This is a genomic window from Ensifer sp. NM-2, assembly GCF_003024455.1.
Classification (GTDB): Bacteria; Pseudomonadota; Alphaproteobacteria; order Rhizobiales; family Rhizobiaceae; genus Ensifer; species Ensifer canadensis.
In genome coordinates, this window is record NZ_PVZR01000021.1 from 110,358 (window position 1) to 127,495 (window position 17,138).

General features: G+C 61.3%; 16 protein-coding genes. 12 read left to right on the forward strand and 4 right to left on the reverse strand.

What is annotated here, in order from left to right:
• Nucleotides 1-2: 2 nt before the first annotated feature.
• The 7 genes from C6558_RS30550 to C6558_RS30580 all read left to right on the forward strand — a co-directional run bounded on the left by C6558_RS30550 (nt 3) and on the right by C6558_RS30580 (nt 6,252).
• The gene (locus C6558_RS30550; RefSeq protein WP_025428194.1) at nt 3-1,070 is read left to right on the forward strand and encodes an ABC transporter ATP-binding protein; all 1,068 of its coding nucleotides are present in this window, start codon (nt 3-5) and stop codon (nt 1,068-1,070) included.
• A gap of 214 nt (nt 1,071-1,284) precedes the next feature.
• Nucleotides 1,285-1,671, forward strand: coding sequence for a cytochrome c family protein (locus tag C6558_RS30555; RefSeq protein WP_025428195.1), 387 nt, complete (start codon nt 1,285-1,287; stop codon nt 1,669-1,671).
• A gap of 140 nt (nt 1,672-1,811) precedes the next feature.
• Nucleotides 1,812-2,654: a cytochrome c oxidase subunit II gene (locus C6558_RS30560; protein WP_025428196.1), complete on the forward strand. Its 843-nt coding sequence runs from the start codon at nt 1,812-1,814 to the stop codon at nt 2,652-2,654.
• 32 nt (nt 2,655-2,686) lie between these two features.
• Complete coding sequence (gene ctaD / locus C6558_RS30565) at nt 2,687-4,465, forward strand: cytochrome c oxidase subunit I (RefSeq protein ID WP_025428197.1); 1,779 nt, start codon at nt 2,687-2,689, stop codon at nt 4,463-4,465.
• The gene (locus tag C6558_RS30570; protein WP_025428198.1) at nt 4,462-5,166 is read left to right on the forward strand and encodes a cytochrome c oxidase subunit 3; all 705 of its coding nucleotides are present in this window, start codon (nt 4,462-4,464) and stop codon (nt 5,164-5,166) included. Before ctaD ends, C6558_RS30570 begins: the two co-directional genes overlap by 4 nt.
• Before the next feature lie 9 nt (nt 5,167-5,175).
• The gene (locus C6558_RS30575) at nt 5,176-5,898 is read left to right on the forward strand and encodes a heme-copper oxidase subunit III family protein (RefSeq protein WP_025428199.1); all 723 of its coding nucleotides are present in this window, start codon (nt 5,176-5,178) and stop codon (nt 5,896-5,898) included.
• A 9-nt stretch (nt 5,899-5,907) separates the two neighbouring features.
• Nucleotides 5,908-6,252 carry a cytochrome C oxidase subunit IV family protein gene (locus C6558_RS30580; RefSeq protein WP_025428200.1) on the forward strand — a complete coding sequence of 115 codons (345 nt, stop codon included), beginning with the start codon at nt 5,908-5,910 and terminating at the stop codon, nt 6,250-6,252.
• Nucleotides 6,253-6,270: 18 nt separating this feature from the next.
• Here the strand turns inward: C6558_RS30580 and C6558_RS30585 are convergent, their stop codons facing one another.
• From C6558_RS30585 to C6558_RS30595, 3 genes are read right to left on the reverse strand one after another with little or no spacing between them, the layout of a single operon-like run.
• Nucleotides 6,271-7,506 (reverse strand): hypothetical protein, encoded by a 1,236-nt coding sequence (locus C6558_RS30585; RefSeq protein WP_025428201.1) that lies wholly within the window; start codon nt 7,504-7,506, stop codon nt 6,271-6,273.
• Nucleotides 7,507-7,512: 6 nt separating this feature from the next.
• Nucleotides 7,513-8,469 (reverse strand): DUF2950 domain-containing protein, encoded by a 957-nt coding sequence (locus tag C6558_RS30590; protein WP_025428202.1) that lies wholly within the window; start codon nt 8,467-8,469, stop codon nt 7,513-7,515.
• A 25-nt stretch (nt 8,470-8,494) separates the two neighbouring features.
• Nucleotides 8,495-9,904: a DUF3300 domain-containing protein gene (locus C6558_RS30595; protein WP_025428203.1), complete on the reverse strand. Its 1,410-nt coding sequence runs from the start codon at nt 9,902-9,904 to the stop codon at nt 8,495-8,497.
• Between the two features lie 378 nt (nt 9,905-10,282).
• Here C6558_RS30595 and C6558_RS30600 point away from each other — a divergent pair, with 378 nt between their 5' ends.
• From C6558_RS30600 to C6558_RS30620, 5 genes are all read left to right on the forward strand, one after another.
• On the forward strand, nt 10,283-11,365 hold the full coding sequence (locus C6558_RS30600) for a hypothetical protein (RefSeq protein WP_025428204.1): 1,083 nt from the start codon (nt 10,283-10,285) through the stop codon (nt 11,363-11,365).
• 280 nt (nt 11,366-11,645) lie between these two features.
• Complete coding sequence (locus C6558_RS30605) at nt 11,646-12,263, forward strand: hypothetical protein (protein ID WP_025428205.1); 618 nt, start codon at nt 11,646-11,648, stop codon at nt 12,261-12,263.
• Nucleotides 12,264-12,364: 101 nt separating this feature from the next.
• On the forward strand, nt 12,365-14,080 hold the full coding sequence (locus C6558_RS30610) for a type I secretion system permease/ATPase (RefSeq protein ID WP_025428206.1): 1,716 nt from the start codon (nt 12,365-12,367) through the stop codon (nt 14,078-14,080).
• 15 nt (nt 14,081-14,095) lie between these two features.
• A complete protein-coding gene (locus C6558_RS30615; RefSeq protein ID WP_025428207.1) occupies nt 14,096-15,538 on the forward strand; it encodes an HlyD family type I secretion periplasmic adaptor subunit in 1,443 nt (480 codons plus the stop codon).
• Between the two features lie 7 nt (nt 15,539-15,545).
• Entirely contained in the window at nt 15,546-15,923 is a 378-nt protein-coding gene (locus tag C6558_RS30620) for a transposase (RefSeq protein ID WP_128090485.1), read from the forward strand.
• 9 nt (nt 15,924-15,932) lie between these two features.
• On the opposite strand, the gene C6558_RS30625 is transcribed toward C6558_RS30620, so the two are convergent.
• Nucleotides 15,933-16,667 (reverse strand): response regulator transcription factor, encoded by a 735-nt coding sequence (locus tag C6558_RS30625; RefSeq protein WP_107028055.1) that lies wholly within the window; start codon nt 16,665-16,667, stop codon nt 15,933-15,935.
• Between the last annotated feature and the right edge of the window lie 471 nt (nt 16,668-17,138).

Consider the following 17,138-nt stretch of genomic DNA (forward strand, 5'->3'; position numbering starts at 1 on the left):
CCATGGCTTCCATCGATATCGCCAACATCCGTAAATCCTACGGCATCCACCCGGTCCTGCACGATGTGGACCTGAAGATCGGCGACGGCGAATTCGTCGTGCTGGTCGGCCCGTCCGGCTGCGGCAAGTCCACCCTGCTGCGCATGATCGCCGGCCTTGAAAGCGTGACGTCAGGCGAAATCCGCATCGCCGGAAAACGCGTCAACGAACTGGCCCCGAAGGACCGCGACATCGCCATGGTGTTCCAGTCCTATGCGCTCTATCCGCATATGTCGGTCGCCAACAACATGAGCTACAGCCTAAGGCTCCGGAAGACGGCCAAGGAAAAGATCGCCAGCGTCGTCTCCGGTGCTGCGTCGAAGCTCGGTCTCGACCCGCTGCTCGAGCGTCGCCCGCGCGCCCTTTCCGGCGGCCAGCGCCAGCGCGTCGCCATGGGCCGCGCCATCGTGCGCGAACCCAAGGCCTTTCTCTTCGACGAGCCGCTGTCAAACCTCGACGCGCGCCTGCGCGAACAGATGCGCGCCGAGATCAAGAAGCTGCACAAGGATCTGGGCGCCACCTCGATCTACGTCACCCACGACCAGATCGAGGCGATGACACTTGCCGACCGGATCGTCGCCATGAACGGCGGTTTCGTGCAGCAGGTCGGCAGCCCGCTCGATCTCTACGACCGTCCGGCAAACCTCTTCGTTGCCGGCTTCATCGGCTCGCCCGGCATGAACTTCTTCGAAGGCACCTACCGAAACGGCGAAGCGCCACGTTTCGAGACTGCGGGCGGCGTAACCATTCCGGCGCAAGTGCATGCGGAACTGATTGACGGGGCCAGCACGACGCTCGGCATTCGGCCGGAACATGTCGAGCTCGGCACCACGGCGCCGGATGCGCTGAAGGCAACGGTCGACCTGGTCGAACCAACCGGCTTCGGCATCATCCTGCATTTGTCCTTCGGCAAGGCCAGCTTCAAGGCCTTTACCAACGACCGCACTTTCCTCAATGCAGCCGGCGAAATCCCGGTACGACTGCCGCCCGAGCGACTGCATTTCTTCGACGCCGCCGGCAATCGGGTCTGATTGCCGCGCCGGCCGTAGCGGCTGGCGGAAAGTGACGCGGCGCGAGCGATATCGCCCAAGACCGGAGATTGACATCTTCCGGACGAGGCGTACCGTCATGCCGTCGCAAGTATCAACCGCCCGTGGCGCCCAATTGAGAGAAGCAAGTACCGCCAATACGATGAATTGACGATAGCCTTCCTTGCCCCGCGCCCGGCGATATTGAGGAAGTGTCATGCGAAATTTTGTTGTTGCCCTTGCCTTTTCGACAACGCTGCTCTGTCCCGTCGCCGCCCTCGCGCAAGAGGGCGATGCGGGGGCCGGCGCGACCGTCTTCAAGAAATGCGCCATCTGTCATGTCGCCGACAGCGACACCAACAAGGTCGGTCCTTCGCTCAATCATGTGCTGGGCAGAACAGCCGGCACGCATCCGGACTTCAAGTATTCGCCGGCGATGATCGATGCCGGCAAGGGTGGGCTTGTCTGGGACGAGGCGACGCTGCGCGATTATCTCCACAATCCGAAGGCGAAAGTGAAGGGCACAAAGATGGTCTTTCCCGGCCTGAAGGACGAAGGCGATATCTCCAACCTGCTCGCCTATCTCAAGCAATATTCGCAGTAGACGAAATGGGTTGAGTTGCCGGCAGACGCTCAACCGAACGGTCAATTGCGAGTATTTTCCGTTCGTGCAATAATTGCATTTAGAACTCTACGGATTGCGTATTCATGCCCACAGCCGCGAGCGGCGAGGAGGGACAAGAAATGGCCGTGGTGGTTATTCTGGTTTTGCTGGCCGCCGGATCGGTGTTGTTCCATTTGTTGAGCCCATGGTGGTGGACGCCGATCGCGTCCAACTGGAACTACATAGACAATACACTCATCATCACCTTCTGGATCACCGGCGTCGTCTTCGTCGCCGTCGTCCTGTTCATGGCCTACTGCGTCCTGCGTTTTCGGCACCGCCCGGGAAACAAGGCGGCCTATGAACCTGAGAACAAGAAGCTCGAAAGCTGGCTTGCCGCCGGCACGACGCTCGGCGTCGCCGCCATGCTGACGCCTGGCCTGTTCGTCTGGCATCAGTTCGTCACCGTTCCCGACGGTGCTAGCGAGGTCGAAATCGTCGGCCAACAATGGTTGTGGAGCTACCGCCTGCCCGGCGTCGACGGCAAGCTCGGCACCTCCGAGACACGCGACGTCTCGCCGGAAAATTCGCTTGGCCTCAACCGCAACGACACGGCCGCCCTGGATGACGTCGTCATAGAAGGCGGCGAGCTGCACCTCGAGATCGGCAAGCCGGTCAAGGTGCTGCTGCGCTCCGTCGATGTGCTGCATGATTTCTACGTGCCGGAGTTCCGCGCCAAGATGGACATGGTGCCCGGCATGGTGACCTATTTCTGGCTGACCCCCACGCGCACCGGCACCTTCGAAGTGCTCTGCGCGGAGCTCTGCGGCGTCGGCCACCCGCAGATGCGCGGTACCGTCGTCGTCGACAGCGCGGAGGACTATCAGACCTGGCTCGCGAGCCAGCAGACCTTTTCGCAGTTGATGGCAGCAGCGCAGACGAAGGAAACGGCACAGGCAGAAAATGCCGCCCCGGCGCGGTAGGAGGCGCCCCGACGGCAATTGGGAGAGTATAGATGGTCGACATCCGGTCAGGCACAGATGGCGCGCTCGGACACGCCGAGGTGGAGGATGTTGAACTCTACCATCCCCACAGTTGGTGGACGCGCTATGTCTTCAGCCAGGACGCCAAGATCATCGCCGTGCAATATGCCTCGACCGCCATCGCCATCGGCATGGTTGCGTTGGTTCTCTCCTGGCTGATGCGCCTGCAGCTTGGCTTTCCCGGCGCCTTCGCCTTCATCGATGCGGAGCGTTACTACCAGTTCATCACCATGCACGGCATGATCATGGTGATCTACCTGCTGACCGCGCTGTTTCTCGGCGGCTTCGGCAACTACCTGATCCCGCTGATGCTCGGCGCACGCGACATGGTGTTTCCCTACGCCAACATGCTGAGCTACTGGCTCTACCTTCTCGCCGTGCTCGTGCTGGTCGCCAGCTTCTTTGCCCCCGGCGGACCGACCGGCGCCGGCTGGACGCTGTATCCGCCGCAAGCCGTGCTTTCAGGCACACCCGGAGGCAAGGACTGGGGCATCGTGCTGATGCTCTCCTCGCTCATCCTTTTCATCATCGGTTTCACCATGGGCGGGCTCAACTATGTGGTGACGGTGCTCCAGGGCCGCGCACGCGGCATGACGCTGATGCGTATGCCGCTGACGATCTGGGGCATCTTCACCGCGACGGTGATGGCGCTGCTCGCCTTCCCCGCCCTCTTCGTCGCCTGCGTCATGATGATGTTCGACCGGGTGCTCGGCACCAGCTTCTTCATGCCGGCGATCGTCGAAATGGGCGAACAGCTGCAGCATGGCGGTGGCAGCCCGATCCTGTTCCAGCATCTCTTCTGGTTCTTCGGCCACCCCGAAGTCTACATCGTCGCCCTTCCCGCGTTCGGCATCGTCTCCGATCTCATCAGTACCCATGCCCGAAAGAACATCTTCGGCTACCGCATGATGGTCTGGGCGATCGTCATCATCGGCGCGCTTTCCTTCGTCGTCTGGGCGCACCACATGTATGTCAGCGGCATGAACCCCTATTTCGGTTTCTTCTTCGCCACAACCACGCTGATCATTGCCGTGCCGACCGCGCTCAAGGTCTACAACTGGGTGCTGACGCTGTGGCGCGGCGATATCCATCTCAACCTGCCGATGCTGTTTGCGCTCGGTTTCATCGTTACCTTCGTCAATGGCGGGCTGACCGGCCTCTTCCTCGGCAACGTCGTCGTCGACGTGCCGCTTTCCGATACGATGTTCGTCGTTGCCCATTTCCACATGGTCATGGGTGTCGCGCCGATCCTCGTCATCTTCGGCGCCATCTATCACTGGTATCCGAAGGTCACCGGCCGCATGCTCAACGAGGCGATGGGCCAGCTTCATTTCTGGGTCACCTTCGTCGGCGCATACCTCATCTTCTTCCCGATGCACTATCTCGGCCTGATCGGCGTGCCCCGGCGCTACTACGAGATGGGCGAAACCGCCTTTGTCCCGGCCTCGGCCCACACGCTCAACGAGTTCATCACCATCGTTGCGCTCATCGTCGGCGCGGCGCAGATCGTCTTCCTCTTCAATCTCGTCTGGAGCATTCGCCACGGCCGCGAGGCCGGCGGCAATCCATGGCGGGCAACGACGCTCGAATGGCAGACGCCGGAAACGCCGCCACGCCATGGCAACTGGGGCAAGGATCTGCCGGTGGTCTATCGCTGGGCCTATGACTATAGCGTGCCCGGCGCACCGGAGGATTTCATCCCACAGAACCAGCCCGGCCCCGACAACCTGACGCGGGAGACCGCGACATGAGCGTGACACTGATCTTCCTCGCCGTCATCGCGGCGATCGCGGGATGGTGGCTGTCGCAGCAGCGGATGATGTCGAAGCCCTGGCTGGAGGTCGGCCACCACCACGACCCGCGCCCGCAGGGCCGCCACCCGATCGAACCGGCCAAAATTGGCCTCGGCGTCTTTCTCGCCGTCGTCGGCGCGCTGTTCACCCTGTTCATCAGCGCCTACTTCATGCGCATGGCATCGACCGACTGGTGGTCGACGCCGATGCCGACTCTCCTATGGCTGAACACGGCGGTGCTCGCTGCCGGAAGCCTGATGCTTCATGCCGCCAAGGTATCGGCCGAACGCCACCGTGACGAAGCAAGCCGCACGGCGCTCATCGCCGCCCTTACCTTGGGCCTCGGCTTCCTCGTCGGCCAGGTCTTCGCCTGGCGCGAGCTCACCGATGCCGGATACCTCCTCACCGGCAATGCGGCCAACAGCTTCTTCTACATGATCACCGGCATGCACGGCCTGCACATCGTCGGCGGCCTGATCGCGCTTGCCCGCACCATTCTCGCCACGCGCAAGGGGCCGATCGATGAAAGGGCGACCCTGTCAATCACGCTCTGCGCCACCTACTGGCATTTCATGCTCGCTGTCTGGCTCGTGCTGTTTGCGCTGTTTTCCGGCTGGGCCAACGACTTCATCGACCTCTGCCGGCAAATCTTGACCTAGGAGCCGCCCATGTCCGCGCCGACACATGCACCTGTCACAGAGCCCTTGCCCCGGCCTTCGGGTCTCGCCGGCTTTGCCGCCGATTGGGCATCGGATCAGCGCGCCTTCAAGAATGTCTCCTGGGGAAAGGCCATGATGTGGATCTTTCTCCTGAGCGATACCTTCGTCTTCGGCTGCTTCCTCGTCGCCTACATGTCGGCGCGCATGTCGACCGCGGTCCCCTGGCCGAACCCGAGCGAGGTCTTCGCGCTGCATATCGGCGGTTCGGACGTCCCCCTGATCCTGATCGCCATCATGACCTTCGTGCTGATTTCATCGAGCGGCACCATGGCCATGGCGGTCAACTTCGGCTATCGCCACGACCGGCGCAAGACGGCGATCCTGATGATGCTGACGGCACTCTTCGGCGCCACGTTCGTCGGCATGCAGGCCTTCGAATGGACCAAGCTGATCTCCGAAGGCGTTCGGCCCTGGGGCAACCCGTGGGGTGCGCCGCAGTTCGGCTCCACCTTCTTCATGATCACCGGCTTCCACGGAACGCACGTGACGATCGGCGTCATCTTCCTCTTGATCATCGCGCGCAAGGTCTGGCGCGGCGACTTCGAAACCGGCAAGCGCGGCTTTTTCACCAGCCGCAAGGGGCAATACGAGATCGTCGAAATCACCGGCCTTTACTGGCACTTCGTGGACCTCGTCTGGGTCTTCATCTTCGCATTCTTCTATCTCTGGTGAGGAACAGCCATGACTGACGCACCGGCACATATCGCGGTCAAAGAGCACCAACAGCACCCGATCGGTCTCTATCTGCTGGTCTGGGGCCTACTTTTCGTGCTCAGCACCTTCTCTTACCTGGTCGATTACGTCGGCCTGCAGGGCTATCTCAGATGGTCGCTGATCCTCATCTTCATGATGCTCAAGGCGGGGCTCATCGTTGCCGTCTTCATGCATATGGCCTGGGAACGTCTGGCGTTGATCTACGCGATCCTGCTGCCGCCGCTTCTGGTACTGGTCTTCGTCGCGCTGATGGTATCGGAATCGCACTACGTGCTCTTCAGCCGCCTCACCTTCTTTGGTGCCGCGCCATGACCGGGAAGTTTGCACCGCTCAGAGCAACAGCAACTTCTTGAGGACGGAGAACACTTCCTTATAGGGAAGAATGGTGACGCCGGCAGCGGCGATCGGCAGGAGGGCAGCTGCCGCCACCGGCACGACTGCCGTGCGGCTCAACAGCATCGCCGACAGCTTGCGCGTCGTTTCAAACTGTTTCGTCGGGTCGGCGATGTCATCGGCCTGCTGCTGAACCTCGTCGGTGCTTGCCGCCACCACATTGGTGCCCAGTATCTTCCGCTCGTTTGAGCGGTGATAGCGGGTCGCCTGCGTCCCCAGCATCAACAGGCTGCGCTCCTTCAACTGTCCAAGCGGCTTCGAGAAAGCCGACAGCGGGTAGGCAAAGAGCGCCAGCACGATCACCAGCCAGCCGGTTGCGATCGTGCTGAAGGTGGTGGTTGTCAGGCTTTCCTGCAGCAGATGCTTGGCGATCGCAGCACCTATCGCGGCACTGATACCGAAGATGAAGAGAACATAGGCGTTGGGATAGCTCGCAAGAAAAGAGAGCCCGCCATTGCCGTCTGGATGCGTCGCGACAAGCCGAAGTTCCAGTCGAGCGATCCGGCGCAGAAGCTGCGCCCAGACGAGGTGTCGCCACAGCCCGCGCAGCAACAGGAACACGAACAGCGGCTGGCTGACGACGATCGTCCACCAGCCGGCCGCCGTGATCCGCCGCCCCTCCGCGGAGACGTCGACTGCCCAGGATGCGACACCCGACGTGCGCATGTTGAGGTAGGCAAAGATGGCGGCAAGAAGCGCCAAGCCAAGACAGACCGCCTCCGCTAGCCGCGAGTCGCGGCGGGCAAGCGCAACCGTCACGGCGTCGCCAAATGCCTGCACCGAGCCCGGCGCGACGATCGGCGCCTTCAGGAACTGCCCGAGCTTGATGTGCAATCCGCGCTCGACCTGCTGTTCGGCCAGCACAAACGCGCCGACGCCGATGGCAAACCGGCCCCAGACGCCCAGATCACCGAGATAGGAGCCTGGCGCGTCGACGGAAAGAAAGCTGCGCGGCAGCCCAAGCAGCAACGGCACCAACCAGGCAAGCGCTACGAACAACAGCGCGCGCCTTCCGGTCTTCAGCGCATGTTCGCGTAGTAACCCGAGCCGGCGTTGCAATTCGAAAAACGGCCCGCCATGCGCGGCGAGATACTCGCCCGGCGAAAGATCGCGGCGCGGCGATGTTGCCGTTCCCTGTTCGGCGCTCTTGCGAACCTTTTCTTCAATACTCAATGGCGCTCAATCCTCGGTGATGGTCCAGTTGTCGTTGGGATTGAACTGCTTGATATCGCGCGCCATCGCAGCGGTGTCCGCGCCGAGATCCGCCTGATAGACGATGCCGTTCCGGTTGACGACAAAGGTATGAACGCCGGTCTCACCGTATTTCACCGGCCAGGCCACCAGCCCAAACCCTGCGATCATGTTGCCGTTGATGACATAATCGTAGGAGCCGCCGGCGATGTTTCCGCCCTGCCGCGTCAGGATCTTGAAGCGGTAGCCATAATAGCCTTCGTCGGCCTTGGCCTTGTCCAATTGAGCCTGCGAAAGATCGCCTGCAGGGCTGTCACCATCCCCCTGCTCTGCCGGCCAGTAGAGGCCATCGGTCTTGCCTTCGCTCGAAATCAGCTTCTGGGCATATTCGAACACGCCATCGCCGTCGTGATCTTCTTGAGTGTATTCTTCCTGCGCGTCCACATAGGCTCGCGCCGTGTTGATCGCCTCAAGCTCATTCTCACCAACGCGGCGATTGATGATCTCTTCGATCCCGGCATAGGTGTCGAACGCCCACTTGCCGTCTTCCCCCTTGACGATCGGGAAGGGCAAGGGCCAGAGCTGATCGCCGATCTCGACAATCTTGTTTTCGCCCGCGTCGGTCAGGATCACCTTTTTGGCGGCACCCGCCTTGATCTGTTCGTAGGTGTTCATCACACCTTCGCCTGTTTTCAGCTTTTCGGCATCAAGGCCCAGCAGCGCGGCAAGTTTGCCGAAATCGCTCGAACTCATTGCATCCTTGAAGGCTGAAGCCGCCTTGTCCGAATCGTCGAAGGTGGGAGGATCGGTCTGCGAGATATAGTCTGCAAGTTCGGCCGGCTGGCTCTCTGCCGCCAACGTCGCTCCGGCGTAGCCCGACAGGCCGAGCAGCAGCAGCCCGACACCCGAACGGAAAATCATGCTCTGACGATGATACCTGGTCATGACCATACCCTCCCGTTTCTCGCGCTCAACCACGACGTCCGCCACCACCGCGTCCACCGCCACCACCATGGCGAGCCCCACCGCCGCCGCCGTGTCCAACGGACCGATGCGGCACGCCCCCACTGCGGGCGCCGCCACCCATCGCCTGGCCGCCGCGCCGCGATTGCACTTGCGTCACCTTGCCCGGCCGCACTTCGCCCAGACCTGATGGCTTGCGCGGACGATTGTCGGCTTTTCCTGCCGGACGCGGCTTGCTCGCCGGTCGGTTGGCCTTGCCGCCGGAACCGCCGCCGGGTTTCGAGATGTTCCCGGGCCGCTGCGCCGCCGCGGATCCAGCGTTCGGCCTTGCATTAGCCGGCCGGTTCTTCGCACCATCGATCTTGTTGCTGCGAACATCCTTCAGATCCTTGAAGGAGCCCGTGTCTACCTTCTGGCGCAGGTTGGCACTCGCATCGCTTCTGGTGATCTTGGCCTTGTCGCGGATGTTGTTATTGCCGTTGGCTTCGATGCTGTTCTTCATGTTCGAACGGTCGAACTTGGCGAACTGGTCCTTGTCGATATTGATCTTGCTGCGGTCGACATTCTTCCAGTCGATGTCGTTGAACTTGACCTTGCCGTTGATATCGACGTTGTTGAAGCACTTGTTGCAGTCGACGTCGATGTCGCCATTGTAGCGCCCACCCCAAACACCCCAGTCGTCCCAATCGACCATCGCACCGAACACCGCGCCGGTGACCACACCGGCAAAGAACGTCGCCGTTGGATAGTAGTAGTTCGGATAGGGCTCGGGATAGTAGGACAACGGTTGGGGCGCATAGTTTGGCGCGTAGAGCATCTCCGGCTCGTATTGCGGCACATAGATCTTTTCCGGATTGGCCGCCTGAATGATGACGTTGTCGTTCTCCTGAACGACCTTCATCTTGTCGTCGGTCTTGAGCACGCCTGAAGCGACCGCCTTGTCGCGCAGCTGCTGAATGGCGATCAGCACATCCTTTTGCTGGTAGGCCATTGCATCGGAAAGGGACTGCGTCCAATCGATATCCTCGCTCATCATCTTGACGATATCGGGATAGTTCAGAAGTGAAATGACGCTGCCATCCCACGTGTCCTTGGGCTTCAGGTCCTTGTTCTTCTTGAGGTTATCAAGATAACGCTCAGCTTCGACGATCTGCAGCGGAAAGAGCGAAGCCGACGCGATGAGCGCGACCAGTTCGTCTGGATAAAGCGCGATGCGGGCGACAAGGATTTCGAGCTCTTCTTCGCTGAGCGGCTCCGGCGTGTCCGCGTCGGCCTGCTGGGCAGCCGAAGGATCGGTGGCCGCCTGCTCCTGCGCAAAGGCGCTAAAGTTGTAAGTGTAGGGCTCCGGTATCAACAAACACGCAGTCGCCAGGAAGCAGATCGATCGATGCAAACGGATGACACTCTTCACTGCCATTTCCCCTCCCCGTTCGGACGCACTGTTGCGTCACCTGTCTTGCCTGCTGGTGCGTGGGTTTCTATCTGCCTGTCTGCTGGTCTCATATGTTGGCAGCGCATCGGCCGCCGCAAGTGTTGGTTGACACTATTGCATACGCTCTCTCTTTTTCAATGCACAAATGATGACCACACGACGGTACACACCATAGGTTGTGCCAAGTTGGCGCAACGAGCCTGCCGCCCTACGCCCAAACGGCCGGGTCCTGCCCAATTGGATGTAGACGAATTGCAGGCTCTTCTTTTCCAGCATCTGGCTTCAGAATAGCGGTTTAATGCGGACCCATGTCCTGCGCGATATCGCAGGGCCTGGGCTGAACCGTGGATTGGAGAAACGGCAATGACGGAAAATCGTCCCTTGTCGGAAGCGGCGCCGAATGCGAACACCAATCAGAACACGGTCGCGACCGCTGCCGGCGGGCATCTCGCGTTGGTCCCCACCTGGCTTCCCCTCGATCTCGTTCCGGATCCGGACCACAATTCGGCCGGTGCCGGGGGTAATGGCACCAGCATCGGTACCCTCGACAGCAATACGCTCGCCGTTTTCATGCCCTCCAACGCTGCTATCACCGGCCCGCATTCGGCCGCGGATGCGCAGCAGGGCAATGACGCCCTGATCAACCAGCACGCCACCGAAATGGCCGGCATGGGAGGCGACGGCGGCAGCGGCAATCTTGCGGGCAGCGGCGGCGGCAATGCCGGCGGCGGTGGCCACGGCACCTTCATCGGCAGCCTGGTCAGCACGGATGTGGGGGTATTTGCCCCGGTGAATACCGCCGTTGCGGCAGGGCCGGGATCGACGGCGACGGCCAATCAGGCCAACAACGCGGCAATGCTGCAAGGCGCCACCCAGATCGGCGGCATCGGCGGATCGGGCGGCGACCACAACATTGCCGGCGGCGGCACATCCGCCAACCATGGGACATCCATCACCTTCACCGGCGACAACTTCGCCGGACACGGCGGTGACGGCACCTTCATCGGCAGCATGATCGATGTGAACGTGGCGGTGTTTTCGCCGATCAACATCGCCATCGGTGCGGCCGGCGGAGCCGCCTCGGCTCACCAGACCAACAACGCCATCTTCGATCAGGGCGGCGTGCAGATCGCCGGTATCGGCGGTGCCGGCGGTGGCTTCAACCTGTCGTCCGACACGATCTTCACCGGCGACCAGATGGCTGGCGGTGGTGGGTCCGGTTACTCGAACGGCAGCATGGTCGATGTCAGCATTGGTTATTTCCACCCGATCAACATTGCGGTACCGGCCGGTGGCACGGCCGATGCCCAGCAGCTTGATCACGTGCTCTTCGACCAGCACGCGCTACAGATGGCTGGCGTCGGTGGTCTTGGCGGTGAGGGCAATCTGTCGGATGCCCATTCGGCGCTCGTGGACGATATCCTCAGCCTTGTCGATGGAATCTGAAGTCGGACAGCTCGCACAGTCCGTTTCGAACCTGACCCGGCACGAATGTCAAAACGCACCCGCAGTCGGGTGCGTTTGTCTGTCGCCGATACCACGCACTCCCGCATGGCAAGCCAGCGCCCCATACCCCGCCCAAAGGGACGTCACCGAATATCCAGCTAGTTCGCACGCTCGATAGCGCTCACCATTCAATCGCGGTTACCCCGTCTGCCAAACGGTATCGCTGGCACCGAACCGCTTAAGAGAACACGGGGGTCACGATACTTAGAGGAGCAACGCTATGCCTATTCCGCAAGCATCTGACACGATCAACCTCACCGACTCCAATGCTGGCGATGCAAGCGCCGGCAACGGCGGCGACGGCTTCAACTATGGTGATATTCACTACAATCCGGTCGCCTATGTCGCCAATTCACAAACGGTAGAAGGTGCCTACACCAAGCTCTACAACGGCGATCATGTATGGCAGGACGCCGGATGGGGAACCGGTGACGGCGGCGACGGTGGACTTGCCCAGGCACGGGACGGCCTGTTGGCCGTGCTGACCAACAACGGCTCGGGCGGCGCCGGCGGCGACGCCTATTCCAATGGCGATCAAGGCAACACCAGCGGTGGTAATGTTGCAGCGGTTGCTGCAGACACAACGGCAACGCAGAACACCCAGTTCCTGGCCGACCAGCATGCAACCATTCTCGCCGGCGTCGGCGGCAATGGCGGCAATGGCAACCTTGCACAGGGCGGCGATATCTCCTCGGCCTTGGTTCACACCAATCCGTTCACGGAAACCAACACGTCAACGGACATAGACACCACGACCGAAACCACATCGGTCTCGAACGCGCTCGACCATTTCATCAACGCATTCGGATCGATCGACCTCAACGACATCGGTTCGTGAATTTTTCATGAGGATCGCCGGTTTCGGCCGACGATCCTCATCCTTGCATGCGTCTTGCCAAGCCCTTGCCTTGTCAGAATCGATTGCACCGAGATCTGATAATGACAGCCAATTCGACACCCACGCCGCGCGAACCAACGCATCTGGTCATGGCCCTCAGGGCCTGCGCCAGCGCCTTTGGCCTGGTCTTCCTCTATAGCTGCGGCTACAATCTCTTTCTGCTCACCCCCTCCATCTATCTGCTGCAGATCTACGATCGCGTGCTGTCGAGCCGCAGCGCCGATACGCTGGTGATGCTGACGCTGATCGTTGCGGTCGCCGTGGTGGTCGGATCGCTCCTGGATATCGTTCGCCGCGCCGCCCTGTCGCGCATCGGCAGTTGGCTTGATCACCGGTTGCGCCCGGTGGTTCTCACGGCCTCCTTCGAATATGGCGCCCGTACCAGCACCGCAGTTGCGACCGATTGCTACAAGGACCTGTCGACGCTCAGGCAGTTTCTGGATTCGCCGGCAAGTTCGCTGCTCTTCGACGTTCCCTGGGCGCCCGTGTTCCTGCTGCTGCTGTTTCTCGTCCATCCGCTGCTCGGCGTGATCGGCGTGCTGAGCGCCGTCTCGCTGCTGCTCCTGGCCGTCCTCACCGAACTGGCGACCCGACGTCCGCTCACCCACGCCAACCGCGCCCTTGCGCGCAGCTACGTGCGCTTTGCGACCGCGCTCAAATACATCCAGGTTATCCGTGCGATGGGCATGCAGGACGGCGCCGCGCAGATCGTCTACCGCGACGCCGAAGCGGCCAGGAAGGCACAGGATGCCGCGATGCAGCGCACCGAGATCATTCTTGGCCTGTCAAAATCCGTGCGTACGCTCACGCAGATCCTGATGATGGGTGCTGCCACCTGGCTGGTGCTCGAGGAAAACAGCAGTCCGGGCATCATCTTCGTTGCCAGCCTGCTGCTCGGCCGCGGCCTTGCCCCGGTCGAAGGGGCGATCGGTGCCTGGCGCTCCTTTGCTTTTGCCCGCAGCGCCTTCGAACGGCTCAATCAGATGCTGATTGCGGTCGCCGCTGACAGCGACGCGCGCATGGTTCCCGTGCCGGAACCGAGCGGCCTTATCCTCGACAGTGTCGGCTACACCCTGCCCTATGCCGATCGCCAGATATTGCGGGGCGTAACCCTGCGCCTGGCGCCGGGCGACTGCGTCGCCCTGATCGGACCATCGGGATCGGGAAAGTCGACGCTCGGCCGGATCATGGCAGGCGTCGAGCCGGCCACGAGCGGATGTGCACTTCTCGGCGGCGTCGATATCTCCGCCCTGCGGCTTTGCGCGGGCACACGCCATGTCGGTTACCTGCCGCAGGACATCGAGCTCTTCGGCGGCGCCGTCAAGGATGTCATTGGCCGGCTGGACGGATCCAACCCCGGCAAGGCGATCGAGGCGGCCAAGCTCGTCGGCTTGCATGAAACGATCATGCGACTGCCCAAGGGCTACGACACCGATATCGGCGAAGGCGGCGGCCTGCTCCTGCGGGCGCAGCGCCAGCAGCTTGGTTTGGCACGCGCCGCCTACGGCAATCCGTCGCTGGTGGTGCTCGATGATCCCAATTCGAGCCTCGACTACGACGGCGAGCGCAAGCTGTTCACCGCCATATCGCGGATGAGGTCGCGCGGCATGATCGTCGTCGTCATCACCCATCGCATGGGAATTCTGCCTGTCACCAACAAGATCGCCATCCTGCGCAACGGCACGGTCGACGCCTTCGGCGACAGCGAACAGATTTTTGAGACTCATCTTCAACCGCCGGCGCGGACCGGAACATAGGAGGGGGATCGCACAATGCTCCCCGCACAGATCGACCGGCCTCCATCACGATCCGCTGTTGCAAGCAGCGCGGCCAATCATCTGGCAAAGGCGCAAGGTCAAATCGGCAAATTGCTTACCTATGCGCCGACCGACGGCCTCGTGCCGATCGAACTCGCCGCCGCCTCGCCGATGTCGCGGCTTCGCTCCGTCGCCAGGACCGGCAATCTGCTCATCGGCTTTTTCGTCGTCGGCCTCGGCACCTGGTCGGCATTGGCACCGCTTACCAGCGCGGCAGTCGCCTCGGGGGTCGTCGAACCGGAATCCAGCCGCAAAACCATCCAACATCTCGAAGGCGGCATCATCAGGCAGATCCGCATCAAGAACGGAGATACCGTTACCTCCGGCCAGATCCTGATCGACCTGGACGACACCAAATTCCGCTCGGAGCGGGACAGCCTGAAGGGGCAGCTCTGGGATGCGGAGGCAAGGCATGCGCGTTTGCTTGCCGAGCAGGACGATGCCGACAGCATAACCTACCCGCCCGAAATGCTGGCCGCCATGGTCGACAATCCCGCGATCAACGCGATCGTCACCGGTCAGCAGCGGATTTTCGAAACCCGCCGCCAGGTCATGCGCGCCGAAATTGCGATCACTGAAGAAAAGATGAAACAGGTGCAGCAGGAGGTCGCCGGTCTCACCGCACAGAAGGCGGCTCTGAGCGAACGTGTCGAAATCTCCAGACAGGAGTTGGAGAGCGTCACGACGTTGACCAAGAAGGGGCTGGAAAAGAAGAGCCGTGTCCTCAATCTGCAACGGGAAAAGGCCGATATCAGCGGGCGGGTCGGCGAAAGCGCCGCCCAGATCTCCCGTGCCTATCAAGTGATCAGCGAAGCCCAGGCCTATCTCGTCAAGCTTCGAAGCGATCGCCTGAACGAGGTGGCGCAAACCATGCGCGAAACGGAAACGCAGATCCTGCAACTGAGCGAAAGGCTGCGTGCGATCGACGACCAGCTTGCGCGAACTGCGATCAGGGCGCCTGAGGACGGCGTGATCATGGACTTGCGGGTCCATACAACCGGCGGCGTTATCGGCGCCGGTGAACCGCTTGTCGATCTCGTTCCACGCAAAGGCCGCCTGATCGTCACCGCCCGCGTCCGGCCAGAGGACATCAATCTCGTGCATCCCGGCCTCACGGCGCAGGTGCATCTGCTCCCCTACAACCAGCGTCGGGTCCCGCTGCTGAAAGGTCAGGTCGAATATGTCTCGGCGGACCGTCTGGTCGACAAGCAGACCGGCCAATCCTACTACGCCGCGACGATCCATGTCGTTGATGAACGATTGGCCACGATGAGCGAGGTCGAGTTGGTCGCGGGCATGCCGGCCCAAACGCTGATCGAAACGGGTACGAACAGCGTGGCGCTCTATGCATTGAGACCACTGCTTGACAGTTTCAACAGAGCATTTCGTGAGGACTGACACAGCCTTGGCCGGTGGCTCCGTGCACGGTGCAAATGAAGGTGCGGCTCCGTTGTTGCCGACGCACCCCACTCTTGGCTCGCGGGCACCCCTGATCCGGCCGAAGGATACGATAATGGGCAAACGAAAATTCGACGACGACGAAATCATGGGTATTCTGAGGGAACATCGGACCGGCGCGACGGTAGCGGAAGTTTGCCACCGCCATGGCATCAGCGAGCCGACCTTCTACCGCTGGCAATCCTCACAGCTTCGAACCGTCGGCTTCGACGTTGGGCGCATACGCGCGCTGGAGCTGGAAAACCAGAAGCTGAAAAAACTGCTGGCCGAAGCCATGTTGACGGCCGCGACACTGAGCGAGATGCTAGCGAAAGCCTCGAAATAACGATAGCGACTATGGTATCGCCAATCCGTTGCGCGGCGATGCCCTGCCGCCCAGTCGGGCAACGACCTCCGTGCGGTTCTGAACCTGCAGCTTCCGCATGATGTGCTGGAGGTGCATCTTCACGGTATGCCCCGAGAGGTTCAGCTTGCCGGCGATAACCTTGTTGGACGAGCCGCATTGCAACTCAGCCAGAACATCGGTTTCCCGCGGCGTGAAGTCGGCATGAAGGAGATCGTCGCGGCGCGGCCGCCTGGCGGGGTCAGCCTCTTCAGGCCTCAAATTCAGCGCTGTCCCATCGCCAAAGGTCCCCAGCGGATGCGGACAGAACACACCGCCCGCCAGCACCAACCTGAGGCCCGCAAGAGCGATTTCGATTGGCAGCGACGTTGTGAAGAAGCCGCGGATGCCCATCTGCAGCGCCTGCGTTGCCATCGAGATATCGTCCGTGTCCGACAGCAAGGCGATCGGCGCATCGGAGAAACGCTCGGAGATGGCCGCAAGATCGGAACGCAGACTGCTGCTTCCGACGTCCCTCCCCGCCAGATCCAGCGTAATCAGACGGATGTCCATACCGAGTGCCCTGTCCAGGCTCGCGGTCGAGATCATGTCGATGAAGGTCCACCCCGCCAGTTCGCGCTCCAGCAGCGTGACAATGGCAGTGCGGGCGAGAGTATGCGGTTCGACGACGATACCGGTGGGTGCATTGCGCCCTTTGCGGCGCAGCGTTCCTGAACTGATGGACACGAGCCGACCCCCAGGATGTTTGCAACCTCTAAGGTCAGCATACTATGCCCGAACATGCATCATGTCATGAGAAAATGGGGATTAATCCGATCGGACCAGTCCCGGCAAACCGTTGACAACATACGGTTTTTTTAAGCGCACTCACTGGCGTTGGGCGCTGTAACATATCTTGAGTAGTAAAATACACCCAGTTCGTTGCGACGATGATCGAAAGCCTATCATCGCAGCGGTCACAATTTTGCAACCGAGTTCGGCGAGATACCGCTCTCGTTTTGTCAAAATGGACGCTGAACCGGTTGCCGTTCCGGCGATACCTTCCGCCTGATCATCGCTTTGGAGTTGGTCCCAGAACGCCAAAAAGCCCGCCGGATTTACCTGGCGGGCTTTTTTTTTGATTTGGTTGCGGGGGCAGGATTTGAACCTGCGGCCTTCAGGTTATGAGCCTGACGAGCTACCGGGCTGCTCCACCCC

Bases quoted from the DNA above. Each gene is read 5' to 3' on its own strand.
- C6558_RS30580 (WP_025428200.1), top strand. From the start codon at position 5,908: ATGACTGACGCACCGGCACATATCGCGGTCAAAGAGCACCAACAGCAC.
- C6558_RS30610 (WP_025428206.1), top strand. From the start codon at position 12,365: ATGACAGCCAATTCGACACCCACGCCGCGCGAACCAACGCATCTGGTC.
- C6558_RS30600 (WP_025428204.1), top strand. From the start codon at position 10,283: ATGACGGAAAATCGTCCCTTGTCGGAAGCGGCGCCGAATGCGAACACC.
- C6558_RS30575 (WP_025428199.1), top strand. From the start codon at position 5,176: ATGTCCGCGCCGACACATGCACCTGTCACAGAGCCCTTGCCCCGGCCT.
- C6558_RS30605 (WP_025428205.1), top strand. From the start codon at position 11,646: ATGCCTATTCCGCAAGCATCTGACACGATCAACCTCACCGACTCCAAT.
- C6558_RS30615 (WP_025428207.1), top strand. From the start codon at position 14,096: ATGCTCCCCGCACAGATCGACCGGCCTCCATCACGATCCGCTGTTGCA.
- C6558_RS30595 (WP_025428203.1), bottom strand. From the start codon at position 9,904: ATGGCAGTGAAGAGTGTCATCCGTTTGCATCGATCGATCTGCTTCCTG.
- C6558_RS30560 (WP_025428196.1), top strand. From the start codon at position 1,812: ATGGCCGTGGTGGTTATTCTGGTTTTGCTGGCCGCCGGATCGGTGTTG.
- C6558_RS30555 (WP_025428195.1), top strand. From the start codon at position 1,285: ATGCGAAATTTTGTTGTTGCCCTTGCCTTTTCGACAACGCTGCTCTGT.
- C6558_RS30590 (WP_025428202.1), bottom strand. From the start codon at position 8,469: ATGACCAGGTATCATCGTCAGAGCATGATTTTCCGTTCGGGTGTCGGG.
- ctaD (WP_025428197.1), top strand. From the start codon at position 2,687: ATGGTCGACATCCGGTCAGGCACAGATGGCGCGCTCGGACACGCCGAG.
- C6558_RS30570 (WP_025428198.1), top strand. From the start codon at position 4,462: ATGAGCGTGACACTGATCTTCCTCGCCGTCATCGCGGCGATCGCGGGA.
- C6558_RS30550 (WP_025428194.1), top strand. From the start codon at position 3: ATGGCTTCCATCGATATCGCCAACATCCGTAAATCCTACGGCATCCAC.